Annotated in this window: 11 protein-coding genes and 1 pseudogene; 8 read left to right on the forward strand and 4 right to left on the reverse strand. The window is 68.2% G+C overall.

What is annotated here, in order from left to right; genetic code table 11:
• Nucleotides 1-29: 29 nt before the first annotated feature.
• Together IE88_RS16180 and IE88_RS18490 are read right to left on the reverse strand one after the other, a co-directional pair.
• Nucleotides 30-1,463 (reverse strand): amidohydrolase family protein, encoded by a 1,434-nt coding sequence (locus IE88_RS16180; RefSeq protein WP_202900396.1) that lies wholly within the window; start codon nt 1,461-1,463, stop codon nt 30-32.
• Nucleotides 1,460-1,690, reverse strand: coding sequence for a hypothetical protein (locus IE88_RS18490; RefSeq protein ID WP_202900397.1), 231 nt, complete (start codon nt 1,688-1,690; stop codon nt 1,460-1,462). The genes IE88_RS16180 and IE88_RS18490 overlap by 4 nt, the downstream gene beginning before the upstream one ends.
• A gap of 137 nt (nt 1,691-1,827) precedes the next feature.
• Between IE88_RS18490 and IE88_RS0102085 the strand changes: the two genes are divergently transcribed.
• From IE88_RS0102085 to IE88_RS18795, 6 genes and pseudogenes are all read left to right on the forward strand, one after another.
• On the forward strand, nt 1,828-3,645 hold the full coding sequence (locus IE88_RS0102085) for a DUF885 family protein (protein ID WP_036766313.1): 1,818 nt from the start codon (nt 1,828-1,830) through the stop codon (nt 3,643-3,645).
• Nucleotides 3,646-3,796: 151 nt separating this feature from the next.
• Complete coding sequence (locus IE88_RS0102090) at nt 3,797-5,194, forward strand: circularly permuted type 2 ATP-grasp protein (protein ID WP_031549597.1); 1,398 nt, start codon at nt 3,797-3,799, stop codon at nt 5,192-5,194.
• On the forward strand, nt 5,194-6,114 hold the full coding sequence (locus IE88_RS0102095; RefSeq protein WP_031549599.1) for an alpha-E domain-containing protein: 921 nt from the start codon (nt 5,194-5,196) through the stop codon (nt 6,112-6,114). Before IE88_RS0102090 ends, IE88_RS0102095 begins: the two co-directional genes overlap by 1 nt.
• A gap of 1 nt (nt 6,115) precedes the next feature.
• Nucleotides 6,116-6,922 carry a transglutaminase family protein gene (locus IE88_RS0102100; RefSeq protein ID WP_036766315.1) on the forward strand — a complete coding sequence of 269 codons (807 nt, stop codon included), beginning with the start codon at nt 6,116-6,118 and terminating at the stop codon, nt 6,920-6,922.
• A gap of 36 nt (nt 6,923-6,958) precedes the next feature.
• Entirely contained in the window at nt 6,959-7,732 is a 774-nt protein-coding gene (locus IE88_RS0102105) for a proteasome-type protease (RefSeq protein WP_031549603.1), read from the forward strand.
• A 109-nt stretch (nt 7,733-7,841) separates the two neighbouring features.
• Nucleotides 7,842-9,003 (forward strand): annotated as a pseudogene (locus IE88_RS18795) (alpha-hydroxy-acid oxidizing protein).
• Between the two features lie 7 nt (nt 9,004-9,010).
• Here IE88_RS18795 and IE88_RS0102115 read toward each other — a convergent pair.
• Nucleotides 9,011-9,502, reverse strand: coding sequence for a GFA family protein (locus IE88_RS0102115; RefSeq protein ID WP_031549605.1), 492 nt, complete (start codon nt 9,500-9,502; stop codon nt 9,011-9,013).
• A gap of 151 nt (nt 9,503-9,653) precedes the next feature.
• On the opposite strand from IE88_RS0102115, the gene IE88_RS0102120 reads away from it, so the two are divergent.
• The gene (locus tag IE88_RS0102120) at nt 9,654-11,246 is read left to right on the forward strand and encodes a S10 family peptidase (RefSeq protein ID WP_162178283.1); all 1,593 of its coding nucleotides are present in this window, start codon (nt 9,654-9,656) and stop codon (nt 11,244-11,246) included.
• Nucleotides 11,247-11,261: 15 nt separating this feature from the next.
• Here IE88_RS0102120 and IE88_RS0102125 read toward each other — a convergent pair whose 3' ends face one another.
• A complete protein-coding gene (locus tag IE88_RS0102125) occupies nt 11,262-11,987 on the reverse strand; it encodes a SapC family protein (RefSeq protein WP_031549609.1) in 726 nt (241 codons plus the stop codon).
• A gap of 357 nt (nt 11,988-12,344) precedes the next feature.
• Between IE88_RS0102125 and bglX the strand changes: the two genes are divergently transcribed.
• Nucleotides 12,345-15,653 (forward strand): beta-glucosidase BglX, encoded by a 3,309-nt coding sequence (gene bglX, locus IE88_RS17025; RefSeq protein ID WP_156032299.1) that lies wholly within the window; start codon nt 12,345-12,347, stop codon nt 15,651-15,653.
• Nucleotides 15,654-15,659: the final 6 nt, after the last annotated feature.

Here is a 15,659-nt window from a genome sequence, read left to right on the forward strand (position 1 = left end):
TCAGAGCTGCGGAAGAGAGCGGGCTTGCCTCACTCCCCTTGCGCAACCGTCGCGATGGGCATCGGTCCCGGCGGGATGTCCCGCTTCTCCTTCTCTTCGGCCACCATGTCCCGGATCTGGCGGCGCAGCTCGCGCGCGTCGTAGACGATGCCGTCCTTGACGACATGCGAGATGCCCCCGACGCGCTCGACCTCGCCGGTCTCGTCATTGAGCCGGATCGTTCCCGTACCGAGCAGCACGTGCAGGTTCTGAAGCGGGTTTTCGGGGACGATGACGAGGTCGGCCTTCTTGCCGACCTGGACCGAGCCCACCTCATCGGCGATGTCGAGCTGCTGGGCTCCGACCAGCGTCGCCGCGTGGAGAACCTCGAGCGGAGAGAATCCTGCCTCGCGCAGAAGCTCCATCTCCTGGACATAGCCGAAGCCGTAGAGGTTGTAGATGTAGCCCGAGTCCGAGCCGACGGTGACGCGCCCGCCCTTGTTCTTGTAATCGTTCACGAACTGCATCCACAGATCGTAGTTCTCCTGCCAGTCGACCTCGTCCTCGAGCGTCCAGTAGAACCAGTACGATCCGTGCGCGTCGCGGTTCGGGCGGTACCAGTCCCACAGGGCGGGCATGGTGTATTCGTCGTGCCAGACCGCCCGGCTCATCCGCATGAAGTCGCGGCTGGTCAGATAGGCGGTGAAGGTCGGGGAGATGCCGAAATCGCGCTCGATCAGCGTGTCGATGACCTCATTCCAGCGCTCCGAGCCCGGCTTCGCCGCCTGGCGCCAGAGCCTTCCCGCCTCTCCGAAGCGGTGCTGCTCGTTCTGGTAGATGTAGTCGTTCGGATAGTCCTGGATCTGCTTGTCCTCGAACATCGCCTCGGGCAGGCCGTACCAGTGCTCCATGCTCCTGAGGCCATGGGCGGAGGTGTCCATGACATCCGCCTGCGTCACGGCGATCTGCGCGTGGTGCATGGTCGAGTTGAGGCCCTGCTTCTCGGCCTCCTCGAGCGCCGCGAAGAGAATGTTCTCCGGCGCGCCGATGAACTTCACGCCGTCCGCGCCCATGCGCTTCATCGCCCGGATCTGCTCGCGCGCCTCCTCAGGGGTCGTGGCCGCATCCATGCCGAGCGAGCCCCGGTTGAACATGGGATAGACCTGCAGGCGCGGGCCGGTGATCTCGTTCGCCGCCGATCGCTCGGCGGTCTCCACCATCCATTCGGTGTCGTCGCTGCCCACCGCGCGGCCGCTGGTGATCCCGTGCGACAGCCAGAGCTTCATGATGTAGTCGGAGGGAACGCCCTGCCCGGCCTCGGCGTGATGCAGGTGCAGGTGCGTGTCGACGAAACCGGGCAGGATGTAGGAGCCGGAGACGTCGATCTCCTCCGCCCCCTCCGCCTCGGGCCTGTTCTCCGGATCGATCGCGAGGAGCGGCGCGCCCACCACGGCGATCTGGGTGATCTTGTCATCCTCGATCACGATATCGACCGGCCCCTGTGCGGGCGCCCCGTGCCGTCGATCAGGTAGCCGCCGCGCAGGATCAGGCGGTCATAGGGCCCTTCGCCCTCCTCGCGGGCCGGGACGGGCGCGGGCGGCTGTTTTTCTTCCTGCGCGAGCGCCGGAGCCGGGCCGAACATGAGCCCCATGGCGATGCTGCCCGCCGCAAGACGCAGCTTCCTCCGGGTTGCCGACAGGTTCCGCTGCATTGCCTTTTCCCTTCCGCACATTTCGCCGATCCCCTCACTGGACTCGCAGGAACTAGATCGGATACCGTATACTATGTCAATCGTGCGAAGCGGCGCCTCGGCGTGCGGCACGGGAGCAGAGGGGCAAGGAGTGCACCATGACCGATAGGATCCTCGCGGAAAGCCTGAGGGCGACGGCAGCGGCAATCGCTCTTCTGGGCGCTACGGCCTTCGCCCAGCCAGAAGGGCTGGTGCCCCCGGAGGGCTGGGCCGCCGACCCGCCCGCTCTCGACGCCCTGATCGCCTTCGCCCGGGACGAGAGCGAGATGCGCAATCCGGTCATTCGCTATGTCGAGGACGAGGCGGCGATCCTCAGGCGGTATCCGGTGCGGTATTCTCCCGCCCAGCACGACCGCCTGCAGCGGTTCTACGAGGGATGGGCCGGACAGCTCGAAGACGTCGATTTCTCTGAGCTGTCCCACGAAGCCCGGATCGATTACATCCTTCTACGGAACGAAATCGCCTATGACCGGCATCAGCTCGGGCTCGCGCAGCAGCGCTTCGCGGAGATCGAGGCGCTCGTCCCCTTCGCCGACGGCATCCGGGAACTCGAGGAAACGCGCCTGGACCGCGAGCGCGTGGATCCCCGCGGGGCCGCGTCCATGCTGCACGACATGGCGCGCGAGGTCGAAAGGCTGACCGAACAGGTCCGCTCGGGAGAGATCGCGCCCGCCGAAGGGCGGCGCCGCGGCGGGGTCTCGCCCGTCGTCGCGGACCGCGCCGCCGGCTTCGTCGACCACTTGCAGGAGACGCTCGCCAACTGGAACACCTTCTACGACGGCTATGATCCGATGTTCACCTGGTGGATGGGTACTGTCTATCCGGACATCGACGCCGCGCTGGAAGACTACGCCCTCGCCCTGCGCGAGGAGCTGGTCGGCCTTGAAGAGGGCGAGGTGCCGCCGATCGTCGGCGACCCCGTCCTCGCCGACGGCCTCGCGGCCGATCTCGAGCACGAGATGATCGCCTACACGCCAGAAGAGCTCATCCGGATCGGCGAGCAGGAATTCGCCTGGATCGAGGAGCGGATGATCGAGGTCTCGCGCGACATGGGCTATGGCGACGACTGGAAGCAGGCGCTCGAGCACACGAAAAACCTCGCCCCGCCGCCCGGCGAGGTGCCCTGGGCCCTCTACGACATCGCGCATTACTCGGAAGATTTCATCGAGAACATGGATGCGGTGACCATGGCCCCGCTCGCGCGGGAGATCTGGCGCTTCACCATGCAGACGCCCGAGCGGCAGCTCATCAACCCGTTCTTCACGGGCGGAGAGGTGACCCACCTCTCCTATCCGACGAACACCATGGAGCACGACCAGAAGATGATGAGCATGCGGGGCAACACGCCGCACTTCAACTTCCCCACGGTGCACCATGAGCTCGTTCCAGGGCATCATTATCAGGGTTTCATGGACGACCGGTTCAACCAGCATCGGGCGGAACTCATCCGCACGCCCTTCTGGGGCGAAGGCTGGGCGCTCTATTGGGAACTGGTCCTGTGGGACGAGGATTTCGCGCGCAACGACCCCGACAGGATCGGCATGCTGTTCTGGCGCATGCACAGGGCGGCAAGGATCATCTTCTCGCTGAACTATCAGCTCGGCGAATGGACCCCGCAGGAGGCGGTGGACTTCCTCGTGGAGCGCGTCGGCCATGAGCGCGCCAATGCCGAGGCGGAGGTGCGGAGGACCGCCCAGGCCGCGCCGCTCTACCAGATCGGCTATCTCATCGGCGGCCTTCAGATCCGCGCGCTTTACGACGAGCTGGTCACCAATGGCGACATGTCGCCCCGGACCTTCCACGACGCGATCCTCATCGGCGGACGCATGCCGATCGAGATGGTCCGTGCCCGGCTGACCGGCCAGGAGCTGTCGCCCGATTACGAAGCGGATTGGGAATTCTACGACTTCGAGTGACAGGCGGGGCGGAGGGCGCGCGGCGGGCCCAAGATCACGCTCCCGCCTCTCCCGCAGGCGCATTTGACAGAAAGCTGCACGGGGTGCCGCTCTTGCAAAAGCAGATGCTCTATAGCAAGGTCCTCGCTGGAGGTTGCTTCTGTTCGACGAAATGCGATCCGATGGCGCGACGCGCGCCCCCTATGCCGGCGTCGAGGGCTGGCTGGACGATATCGGCCTGTCTCTTCTCGACCTGCGCTCGAAGGAGGCGGAAGCCCTGTTCCGGCGCATCGGGATCACTTTCGCCGTCTATGGCGAAGGCGGCGACCCCGAGCGCCTCATCCCCTTCGATCTGATCCCGCGGGTCATCGCGGCCGCCGAGTGGGAGCGCCTCTCGGCGGGCATCAAGCAGCGGGCGCGGGCGCTCAACGCATTCCTCTATGACGTCTATCACCGGCGCGAGATCCTGCGGGCCGGACGCATCCCCTCCCGCCTCGTCACCCAGAACGACGCCTTCCTGCCCGAGATGATCGGCTTCGAGCCGCCGGGCCGCGTCTACAGCCATATCGTCGGCGTCGATCTCGTCCGTACGGGGCCTGACGACTTCTTCGTTCTCGAGGACAATTGCCGCACGCCCTCCGGCGTCTCCTACATGCTCGAGAACCGCGAGATCATGATGCGGATGTTCCCCGACCTCTTCGAGGACGGGCTGGTGCGGCCGGTCGACGGCTATGCCGCCGATCTTCGGCGCACGCTCGAAGAGGTGGCGCCGCCCGCCTGCAAGCAGGACCCGCAGGTCGTCGTGCTGACGCCGGGGCCGTTCAACTCCGCCTATTACGAACACAGCTTCCTCGCCGATTCAATGGGGGCGGACCTCGTCGAGGCGCGGGACCTCTACGTGCAGGAGGGGCGCGTCTGGCGGCGCACGACCCGCGGGCCGGAAGTCGTCGACGTCATCTACAGGCGGATCGACGACGACTTCCTCGACCCCCTCGCCTTCCGTCCCGACAGCGCCCTCGGGGTGCCGGGCCTGATGCATGCCTATCTGTCCGGCGGGGTCACCATCGCCTCCGCGCCCGGCGCGGGCGTCGCAGATGACAAGGCAATCTATACCTATGTCCCCGAGATGATCGACTTCTATCTCGGAGAAGCCCCGATCCTGCCCAACGTGCAGACCTTCAAGTGCTCCGAGCCCGACGATCTGTCCTATGTGCTCGACAATCTGCGCGACCTCGTCGTCAAGGAGGTGGCGGGCTCGGGCGGCTACGGCATGCTCGTCGGGCCGCGCTCGACCGAGGCGGAGGTCGAAGCCTATCGCGCACGGATCGAGGCGGATCCCGAAGACTTCATCGCGCAGCCCACGCTGGACCTCTCCGCCGCGCCGACGCTGGCGAGCGGCAAGATCGTGTCCCGGCACGTCGATCTGCGGCCCTATTGCCTCGTGGGCAAGCAGATCCGCCTGACGCCGGGCGGGCTGACCCGCGTCGCGCTGCGCGAAGGGTCCCTCGTCGTCAATTCGAGCCAGGGCGGCGGGGTGAAGGACACCTGGGTCCTGAGCAAGGAGAGCTGATGCTCAGCCGGACCGCAGCCAATCTCTACTGGACGGGCCGCTATGTCGAACGGGCGGATGCGACCGCGCGCCTTCTCGCCATGGGCGCCCGGATGACCATGCTGCCCGGCGCCGCGACGCGCGGCGACTGGCAGTCCGTCTTGCAGACGGCCGGCGTGCCCCTGCCCGAGGACGGGCTGACCGGACGGCGCGAGGCGATCGAGGCGCTGCTCCTCGCCCCCGGCGGCAGCTCGATCAAGGCCTGCTTCGAGGCGGCCCGCAGCAATGGCAGGGCCGAGCGCACCGCGCTGACGAGCCTGATGTGGGAGGCGCTGAACGATGACTGGCGCGCGCTCGAAGTGGTCAACGTGGCCGCGGCCTCCCAGTCCCTGCCCGACCATATCGACTGGGCCCACCGCCGGGCCGCCACCTTCCGCGGCGCGACCGAAACCACCATGCTGCGCGACGACCGCTATGACTTCCTGCGTCTCGGCGGGCTGATCGAGCGGGCGGCGATGACGCTGCGCCTGCTCGACGTCAAATATCTCGCCCTCCTGCCGGAGCGCGACGTCGTGGGCGGCGGGCGCGATCTCTATCAGTGGACGTCGCTTCTCCTCGCATCCTCCGCGCTGCGCGCCTACCACCACGTCTACCGGGGCGACGTGAAAGCGCGGAACGTGGCCGATCTCCTGCTTCTCAACCGCGCCTTCCCCCGCGCCGTCGCGCTCTGCGCCGACGAAGCCGGCGCCGCGCTCGACAGGCTCGCCGGCCGCTACGGGCAGCGGCATGACTGCCATGACCGGGCCAATGCGCTGTGCGAGACGCTGCGCAACGCCGACACCGACACGATCTTCAGCGACGGCCTGCACGAGTTCGTCACCGAGACCCTGGATGACGTCCTGGCCCTGCACAGCGCGATCGCGGAGGCTTACGGGTTCTAAGATGCGCCTGACGATCCGACACCTGACGCGCTACGACTATGCGCCCCCCGCCGCCGGGCTCGCCATGCGGCTGCGGCTCTTTCCCTCGCGCTTCGCCTCGCAGACGGTCGAGGACTGGGCGGTGCATGTGAACGGCGAGCCGGTCTCGCCCTCCCTCCATGACGGCTGCGGCGTCGCCGAAGGCCTCTGGACAGCCGCAGAACCGGTTTCGGCGGCCGAGGTCATCGCCGAGGGGACGGTTCTGCGCGCGGAGGATGCCGGCATCCTCCGCGGCCTCAAGGAGCGCACGCCGCCGGAAGTCTTCCTGCGCGAGACCGAGCTGACCAAGCCCGACGACGCCATCCGCGCGCTCGCCGAAAGCGCGCGGCAGGATGCGCCGCTCGACACCCTGCATGCGCTCGCCGGCGCCGTGCGAGACGCCATCGACTACCGCCCCGAGACGACGGACATGGCGACGAGCGCCGCCGCGGCGCTCTCGCAGGGCGCGGGCGTCTGCCAGGACCACGCCCACGTCTTCGTGGCCGCCGCCCGCTGCCTCGATCTTCCCGCCCGCTACGTCGCCGGCTATTACCTGGCGGGCGCCGAAGAGGGCGCCCTGACCCAGACCCATGGCTGGGCCGAGGGCTATGCCGCGGGGCTCGGCTGGGTCGGCTTCGATGTCGCGAACCGGACCTGTCCCACTCGTGAACACGTTCGGGTCGCGGTCTCTCTTGATGCGGGGCGCGGGGGGCTCATATCCGGGGCCGTCTCCGGCCAGGTGGAGGAGACGCTGTCCGCCTCGGTGGCGATCACGCAGGCGCAGCAGTAACCTCAATCCGGTTTCGCCCGATCAGGATATCCGCTCATGACCTATTGTGTCGCGCTCAAGCTCGATGAGGGGCTCGTCTGCGTGTCCGACACGCGCACCAATGCGGGCATCGACGATGTCGCCCGCTATCGCAAGATGTTCACCTGGGAGAGCCCGGACCGGGCCGTGGTCCTGATGACCGCCGGAAATCTCTCGATCACGCAGGGCGTGATCGACCGGCTGGAGCATGCCGTCAGAGCCGCCGACCGGGGCGAGGTCTTCACCGACGATCTCGGCGTGATCCAGAACGGCGAGACTGTCCTCACCGTCCCCAACCTGTTCCGCCTCGCCCAGATCGTCGGGCTGATGATGCGGGAACTCGTCGACCGCCACCGGGCCCCGATGGAGAAGGACGGCGCCGCCGCCGGCGCGTCGATCCTGGTCGGCGGCCAGATCGCCGGCGAGGCGCCGCGCCTCTTCCTCGTCTACTCGGCCGGCAACTTCATCGAGTGCGGCGAGGACACGCCCTATTTCCAGATCGGCGAAGCCAAATACGGCAAGCCGATCATCGCCCGCACCGTCAGATCGGACATGGCCCTCGGCGCCGGGCTGCGCATGGCGCTCGTCTCGATGGATTCGACGGTCCGCTCGAACCTCTCAGTGGGCCTGCCTCTCGACGTTGCGGTGCTGAGGACGGATACCATGCAGTTTTCGACGCGGCGGCGGGTCGAAGAGGATGATCCCCGCTATGTCGCGATCTCGGAAGGCTGGTCCACCGCCCTCCTCTCCGCGCTCGACGACCTGCCCGATCTCGACGACTGGGTGAGCTGAGACGGGAAGCCGCATCCCCTGAGGGCCGGCTCTCCTCCCCCGCGGCTGCGATGGCCGCGTGGACATCGCGGCGGGCCATGCCAAGCTCCCCCGCGCGAGGAGGTCAGGCATGGCGCATTACGGTGACTATCAGAACGAGATCTACGGGGCGGGCCTGCGCGGCATCGTCCCGGGCCTGCCCGTCGATTTCGCGAACCTGAAAGCGCGGGCGGAGGCGGCGATGGCGCCCCATGTCCTCAGCTACGTTCAGGGCGGCTGCGGCGACGAGGGCACGCAGGACCGCAATGCCGAAGCCTTCGCCCATTGGGGAATGGTGCCGCGCATGATGGTCGACTGCTCGAAGCGCGACCTCTCGACCGAGCTGTTCGGACAGACCCTGCCGAGCCCGCTCTTCATGAGCCCGATCGGCGTCAACGGCATCTGCACGCAGGACGGACACGGCGACCTCGCCGCGGCGAAGGCCTCCGCGAAGACGGGCGTGCCGTTCATGGCCTCGACCCTGTCCAACGACCCGCTCGAAGACGTCATCTCCCATTGCGGCGACACGCCCGCCTTCTTCCAGCTCTATACGCCCAAGAACCGGGATCTCGCGCTCAGCCTCATCTCCCGCGCGGAAAAGGCCGGATACAGGGCGCTCGTGATCACGCTCGACACCTGGGTGACGGGCTGGCGGCCGCGCGACCTCAACACGGCGAATTTCCCCCAGCTGCGGGGGCCATGTCCTGCAGAACTACTTCACCGACCCCGTCTTCCGCGGCATGCTCGACGCTCCGCCCGAGGAGGATCTCCCGGCAGCCGTCGCGGCGTGGGCCGCGACCTTCGGGCAGGTCCTGACATGGGAGGACATGGGCTGGCTGCGCGAAGCGACTTCGCTTCCTCTCGTCCTCAAGGGGATCTGCCATCCCGACGACGCGCGGCAGGCGGTGGACAGGGGCGCTGACGCCGTCTTCTGCTCGAACCATGGCGGACGCCAGGCCAATGGCGGGATCGCCGCGATCGACATGCTGCCGGATGTCGTGAAGGCGGCGGGGGAGACGCCCGTGCTCTTCGATTCGGGCATCCGCTCCGGCAGCGACGCGGTGAAGGCGCTGGCGCTCGGCGCGCGGGCCGTCGGCATTGGCCGTCCCTATGCTTACGGCCTCGCCCTGTCTGGTGCGGACGGCGCGGCGCATCTCCTGCGCTGCATCCTCGCCGAAGCCGACCTCCTGATGGCGGTCAACGGCTACCCGACCCTCAAGGCTGTGCGGGAGGCGGGGGCGCGGCGCGTCTGACGCCTCCTCATGCCGTCCAGAGCCCGCGCTTCTTGTGCCAGTCCGCAATGCTTTCCTCGGGATAAAGATCGAAGCACCGATCCCCCTCCCCAATCTGCGGGACGACCCATGAGGCCTTGAAGCGCAGCATCAGGTGCACGCTCTCCGGCGGGACCGGCAGGTCGGTGTCGATGGCCGAGGCGAAGGGGTGGACGAGGTCCGGCCAGTTCGGGTCCCACAGCCACAGCGCGCTGCCGCATTGCGCGCAGAAGCGGCGCTCGCCCGAGCTTTTCTCGCAATTGCCGCCGCGGTCGATCTCGGCCCGGTAGACCCGCATATGCTCCTCGCCCTCGACCGCCAGCGTGCGGTTGTCCGCGCCGAGATTGATCGCATAGCCGCCGCCCCCGGCCGTCTTGCGGCAGATGCGGCAATAGCAGCGCTGATAGGGAACGGGCGTGGAGCTTTCGACCCGGAAGCGGACGGCATGGCAGCGGCACTTGCCTTCGAGCAGCATGGGCATGGGAATTTCTCGCATAGGCGCACCCCCGATCTGGGGTTCCCGCCGCCGCCGCACACCCGCTGGCGGTTGCAGCGCCTCTTCTTGCTTCGCCTCGCCCGGCTTGTCACTCTGGCATCCCGCCATGCCGGCGCGACGACGGATGGAGTCCCTCATGGTTCCGAGCTTGCTCGCTTCGCTTCTCCTCACCACCGCGGCCGTCCAGGCGGCGGACACGGCAGACGCTCCGGCCTCCGAGGAGGTCACGATCACGCAGACGGCCGCCGATGCCGTGCTGACCTATGGCGGGGGCGCTGACGCCTTCGACTATCGCGCCAAGGCCGGCTTCACGCCGCTCGGCCCCGAAGGCGAGCCGGAGGTCGAGATCTTCTCGACCGCCTATCTGAAGCAGGACGCGGATCCTGCCAGCCGCCCCGTCACCTTCGTCTTCAATGGCGGCCCGGGCGCAGCGTCGATCTACCTCCACATGGGGGCGCTCGGCCCCGTGCGGCTCGCCTTCGCCGAGGACGGCACGCTGCCGCCCCCGCCGATCACGCTGGAAGAGAACCCCGATAGCTGGCTGCCCTTCACTGACCTCGTCTTCATCGACCCCGTCGGCACCGGCTTCTCCCGCTTCGTCGGCGAAGCCGCCGAGGAAGAGAACGGCGAGGCGAAAGGGTCCAAGACCTATCACTCGGTCGATGGCGACCTGACCGCCATGGGCGATTTCATCGAGCGCTGGCTGGCGGAGAACGGCCGCTACCGCTCGCCGGTGGTCGTCGCCGGCGAAAGCTATGGCGGCTTCCGGTCCGCCGCGCTCGCCCAGCGCCTGCCGACCCAGCACAACGTGCCGCTGACGGCAGCGGTTCTGATCTCGCCGAAATTCGATCTGTTCGGCGGCCGCCGCGACATGCTGCACCCGGCGCCATGGCTGACCCGCGTGCCGAGCTATGCCGCGACCGCCGCGGCGCAGGGCGTCGGCCCTTCGGGCGAGGCGGCCAAGAGCGCGGAAGACATCGAGGACATGATCGGCGAGGCGGAGGAATTCGCACTGAACGGCTTCACCGATTACCTCGTGCAGGGCGAACGCATGGACGAAGCCGAGCGCGAGGACGTGCTGCGGCGCTTCGCGGAGATGACCGGCCTCGACTACGACTATGTCTCGCGCCAGCGCGGACGCATCTCGCAGGACGAGTTCGCCCGTGCCCTCCTCCAGGACGAGGGGCGGCTCTTGGGCATTTACGACGCCTCCGTCACCGGCCTCGATCCGGCCCCGGACGAGGCGGAAGCCGGATACGATGTCGATCCGACCCTCGCCGTCCTGTCGGGCCCCTTCCGCGCGGCGCTCGTCAGCTTCCTGAGCGACGAGCTCGGCTTCAACCTTCCCGACCGCCGCTATCAGCCGCTCAGCCGCGATGTCAGCATGGCATGGCGCTATTACGTCGGCTCGGACAAGCGGCCCCAGCCGCCCGCCGCGGCCGAGGCGCTGCGCGAGGGTCTCGCGCTCAACCCGCACCTCAAGGTCTGGATTACGCACGGCTATTTCGATCTGCAAACGCCCTATTTCGAGACGGCCTACATCATCAATAATCTCGCCATCCCCGAGGAGAAGCGCGAGGACGTTACGCTGTCCAATTACTGGGGCGGGCACATGTACTACATGCATCCCGAAAGCTCGGCGGCCTTCGGGCAAGACGCCCGCGCCTTCTACGATTTCGGCCGGGCGGGGGGTGGCGGCGACGCGGGCACGTCCTCCGCACGCCGCTGAACGCGCGGGCGCGGCTCAGGGAAGCGTCCTGCGCCCCGCCTTGAGGTCTGCAAGATAGCGGACATTCTCGAAGGACGCGGCGACGCAGAACGCCGCCGCGAGGAACCCGCCGGTGTTCAGGCGCGAGAGATCCTCGCCGCTCAACTCGGCGAAGCGGCGCTGGTCGATCGTGAAGAACCCGTCCAGCCTGTGGCCGTGCTCCGTTCCCGTGTCGAGCTCGAGCGCGACGGGCTGGATCAGGCCTGCGCCGCCGAGAGCGTCGAACATGGCCGGCGCCGTGCGCGCCCCGTCATGCAGGCGAACGAGGGTCGCGGCCATGGCTTCGAGATAGGGGGTGTTGCCGCCTTCCTCCGAGAAGAGCCGGTGCCCCTCGCTGCGGCTGATGCGGGGGGATGCGAGGTCGATATGGATCATCGCCTCGGGCGGCGCCTCCTCGCCCTGCGCATGACGCAGAGCGAGCGAGAAAGGCCCTCGGGCCTGGATGCCGGGAACGTAGCGGGCCCGCCAGCGCCCCTCCGACAGGAACAGGTTCTCGCCCCTGTCGAAACCCAGAAGCGCGACCGCCGAATAGGCGCCGTCCTCTCCCTCTCGGAAAAGGATCGGATATTCGCGCTGCAGCTCCACGAATTCCGTCGGGAAGACCGGCACCAGATTGACCGCGTCCCCATAAGCTTCGCCATGCCCTTCGAGGACCCGGAGATCCGCATGCTCGGCATGATTGAGCAGAACGACATCGGCCATGACGGCTCCTTCTTTCCTTGAGGCGAGGCGGTGCTGAGACTGGTCGGTCCCGCCCCGCGGCGCAAGCTGGGCGGATCGCGCCCCCGGGGGGACGGCCTTGTTTCTGTATACTGAACGCCTGCCTCGGCCTCCCATTCTCATACGCTGATGCGAGCGCTACCATTCCTTCGAAGAATAGGATAGGAACGCGCAGGGACAGGCCTTCTCTTTTGTTGCAGCGCAGCAAGTGCATGCGGGAACGATCACTTCCTGCTTCATGCTGCGGTGCCGAATGGTCTTGGGGGTTTTCTGTCTGGTTCTGGTTTGCACGACGCTCTGCGGGCGGATCTCCCGGCGAGCGAAGCGGAGGAAGAGAAGATGGTCGGAAGACGGGTGATCGGTCGGGGCCTCGCCCTTCTTGCGCTGTGCCTGCCCGCCCCTCTCGCCGCGCAGCCGGCGCCGACCTCGCCCGCCGGGCAGGAGGCGGAAACCCTCCTTGCACGGGCGAATGCGGACGGCCTGAGCGGGCAGGACAGGATCGACTTCCTGATCGGAGAAATGACGCTCGAGGAGAAGCTCGGCCAGCTTCACCAGATGGCCGGCGGCCGTTCGAAATCGCTCAATTCCCGCCTCGGCGACGAGGAGGACGCGCGCGTGCGGGCCGGCCTCGTCGGCTCCTATCTGCATGTCGCGGGCGCCGAACCGCTGGAACGGCTTCAGCGCGTGGCGGTGGAGGAGAGCCGCACCGGCATCCCGCTTCTCTTCGCGATGGACGTCGTCCACGGCTACCGCACGATCTATCCCGTGCCGCTGGCCATGGCGGCGAGCTTCGATCCCGATCTCGCCGAGCGCGTTGCCCGCATGGCCGCGCGGGAGGCGTCGGCGGCCGGGCTGCACTGGACCTTCGCCCCGATGATCGACATCGCGCGCGATGCCCGCTGGGGCCGCACCGTCGAGGGCGCCGGCGAGGAGCCCTATCTCGGCGCCCGCATGGCCGAGGCGCAGGTGCGCGGCTATCAGGGGAAGGACCTCTCAGCGCCCGACACGATCCTCGCCACCGCCAAGCATCTCGGCGCCTATGGCGCGGCGCAGGGCGGTCGGGACTATGACAGCGCCGATATCTCCGAACGCACGCTGCGCGAGGTCTATCTGCCGCCCTTCGCCGCCGCGATCGATGCGGGCGCCGGCAGCGTCATGGCCGCCTTCAACGATATCGGCGGCGTGCCCGCCACCGCCAACGAGATGCTGCTGCAGGACATCCTGCGGGAAGCATGGGGCTTTGACGGGCTCGTCGTCTCCGACTGGAACGCGATCCTCGAGCTGACCGAGCACGGGGTCGCGGCGGACCGCGCCGAGGCGGGCGCGCTGGCTCTTCGCGCCGGTGTGGACATGGAGATGACGTCGGGCATCTATGTCGCCGATCTGGCGGACCGCGTGCGGGGGGACGAGACGCTGCAGGCCGCGCTCGACCGTGCGGTCGGCCATATCCTCCTCGCCAAGGACCGGCTCGGCCTCCTGGACGATCCTCTCGCCTATTCCGATCCGGAGCGGGAGGAGCGCCTGCTCCTGTCCGAGGCGCATCGGGCGCTCGCGCGGGAAGCGGCGATCCGCTCCCTCGTCCTTCTCCAGAACGACGGAACGCTCCCCTTGCGGACGGACGGCCTGCGCCGCGTCGCCGTGATCGGCGCGCTGGCCGACGATGCGCGCTCGCCGCTCGGCTCATGGGCGGCGCAGGGCCGCGAGGAAGACGTCGTGACGCTCCTCGACGGCCTGCGGGACGCGCTGCCGGAGGCGGTCACGCTCGACTATGTCGCGGGCGCGGATACGAAAGAGATGCCCGGCCGGATGGCCCTGCGCAGGGCCGCGAGGGCGGCCGAGCGGGCGGACGTGGCGCTGCTCGTGATCGGAGAGGATTACGACCTCTCCGGCGAAGCGCGGAGCCGCTCGGATATCGGCCTGCCTGCGCCGCAGGCCGCCCTCGCAGAGGCGGTTCTGGACACGGACACGCCGGTCGTCGTCGTGCTGATGAATGGCCGCCCGCTGGCCATCCCCGGCATCGCGGGACAGGCCGAGGCCGTCCTCGAAAGCTGGATGCTCGGCGTCGAGACGGGGCCTGCCCTCGCCGCGGTCCTTCTGGGAGAGGAGGATCCCGCCGGACGCCTCCCCGTCTCCTTCCCGCGCCGCACCGGACAGGTGCCGATCTATCTCGCGCATTCTCCCACGGGCCGTCCTGCCGATCCGGACCTGTCAAAGGACACGGCCCGCTACATGGATACCCAGATCACGCCGCTCTACCCCTTCGGCCACGGCCTCTCCTATGCCGAATTCGCCTATGGCGAAGCCGTCCAGGACAGAGGCGAGCTGCGCCGGGGCGACAGCGTCACCATCGAAGTGCCGGTCACCAACGGCTCGGACCGGCCGGGCGAGGAAGTCGTCCAGCTCTATATCCGCGACCCGCTCGCCCGCGTCGCGCGGCCCGTGCGCAGCCTGCGCGGCTTCCAGCGGCTGGCTCTCGCGCCGGGGGAGACGAAGACGGTGGCCTTCTCCTTGACCCCCGAACAGCTCGCCTATTGGGGACCCGAGGAAGCATGGCGCGTCGATGCAGGCCGCATCGACTGGTTCATCGGCAGCTCCTCGTCCGATATCCGCGCGCAGGGCAGCTTCGAAGTCGCCGAGGGCTTCGCGGCCGATGGCGCGGGCGCGGCGCATGCGACGCATACGGCGCTGATAGGAGAAGGCGAGGAGGACGCTTACGAGACCATCGGCACGATCGAACGGCTCGATCCGCGTGCGGATGCTCTGATCGCGCCCGGCGCGCGGATCGAGAAGCTGACCGCCGACCGCTTCGGCTGGTCCGAAGGCCCCGTCCACATGACGGACCGCCGGCAGGTGCTCTTCACCGACGTGCCCGGCAATGTGCTTTACGGATGGTCGGAGGAGAGTGGCCTCGAAGTGGTCCTTTCGCCCTCCGGCCTCGAAGGGGACGTGCCCGAAGAGGTCCGCGAGCCCGGCGCGAACGGGCTGATCGCGGACGGTCCGGACGCCATCCTGATGGGCGATCACGGCAATCGCGCCATCGCCCGGCTCGACCTCGACACGAAGGAGAAGATGCTCCTCGCCACCCGGTATGACGGCAAGCGTTTCACGAGCCCCAACGACCTGACCCGTGCCGAGGACGGGACGATCTACTTCACCGATCCGCCCTACGGCATGCGCGGCGGCGATGACTCCCCCCTCAAGGAGATGGATGCGAACGGCGTCTACCGCCTGACGCCGGACGGGGAGGTCACGCGGATCGATGCCCGGCTGACGCGGCCCAACGGCGTCGCGCTGTCCCCGGACGAGCGCACGCTCTATGTCGCCCAATCCGATCCGCAGGCGGCGCATCTCTACGCCTACGCGCTGGACGGGAACGGTATGCCCGAAGGGCGCACCCTCCTCGCCGACTTCACCCCGCTGGTGGAGGCCGGAGAGCCCGGCCTGCCGGACGGCCTCTCCGTGGACGCGGAGGGGAACATCTATTTGGCGGGCCCCGGCGGCATTCACCTCCTGAGCCCCGAGGGGGAGCGGCTGGCGCTCATCCGCACCGGCACGCCGGCGGCGAACGCGGCGCTGACCGAGGACGGCAGCACGCTCTACATCACATCGGGCGCCTTCCTCGCGCGGGTCCGTCTGCAGGCGGACTGAGGCAAG

Origin of the sequence: Parvularcula oceani, assembly GCF_000733125.1 — a bacterium.
Classification (GTDB): Bacteria; Pseudomonadota; Alphaproteobacteria; order Caulobacterales; family Parvularculaceae; genus Parvularcula; species Parvularcula oceani.

What these genes read in the sequence shown, in the direction of transcription:
- IE88_RS18490 (WP_202900397.1), bottom strand. Translation starts at nt 1,690, where the DNA reads ATGCAGCGGAACCTGTCGGCAACCCGGAGGAAGCTGCGTCTTGCGGCG.
- IE88_RS0102085 (WP_036766313.1), top strand. Translation starts at nt 1,828, where the DNA reads ATGACCGATAGGATCCTCGCGGAAAGCCTGAGGGCGACGGCAGCGGCA.
- IE88_RS0102090 (WP_031549597.1), top strand. Translation starts at nt 3,797, where the DNA reads ATGCGATCCGATGGCGCGACGCGCGCCCCCTATGCCGGCGTCGAGGGC.
- IE88_RS0102095 (WP_031549599.1), top strand. Translation starts at nt 5,194, where the DNA reads ATGCTCAGCCGGACCGCAGCCAATCTCTACTGGACGGGCCGCTATGTC.
- IE88_RS0102100 (WP_036766315.1), top strand. Translation starts at nt 6,116, where the DNA reads ATGCGCCTGACGATCCGACACCTGACGCGCTACGACTATGCGCCCCCC.
- IE88_RS0102105 (WP_031549603.1), top strand. Translation starts at nt 6,959, where the DNA reads ATGACCTATTGTGTCGCGCTCAAGCTCGATGAGGGGCTCGTCTGCGTG.
- IE88_RS0102115 (WP_031549605.1), bottom strand. Translation starts at nt 9,502, where the DNA reads ATGCCCATGCTGCTCGAAGGCAAGTGCCGCTGCCATGCCGTCCGCTTC.
- IE88_RS0102120 (WP_162178283.1), top strand. Translation starts at nt 9,654, where the DNA reads ATGGTTCCGAGCTTGCTCGCTTCGCTTCTCCTCACCACCGCGGCCGTC.
- IE88_RS0102125 (WP_031549609.1), bottom strand. Translation starts at nt 11,987, where the DNA reads ATGGCCGATGTCGTTCTGCTCAATCATGCCGAGCATGCGGATCTCCGG.
- bglX (WP_156032299.1), top strand. Translation starts at nt 12,345, where the DNA reads ATGGTCGGAAGACGGGTGATCGGTCGGGGCCTCGCCCTTCTTGCGCTG.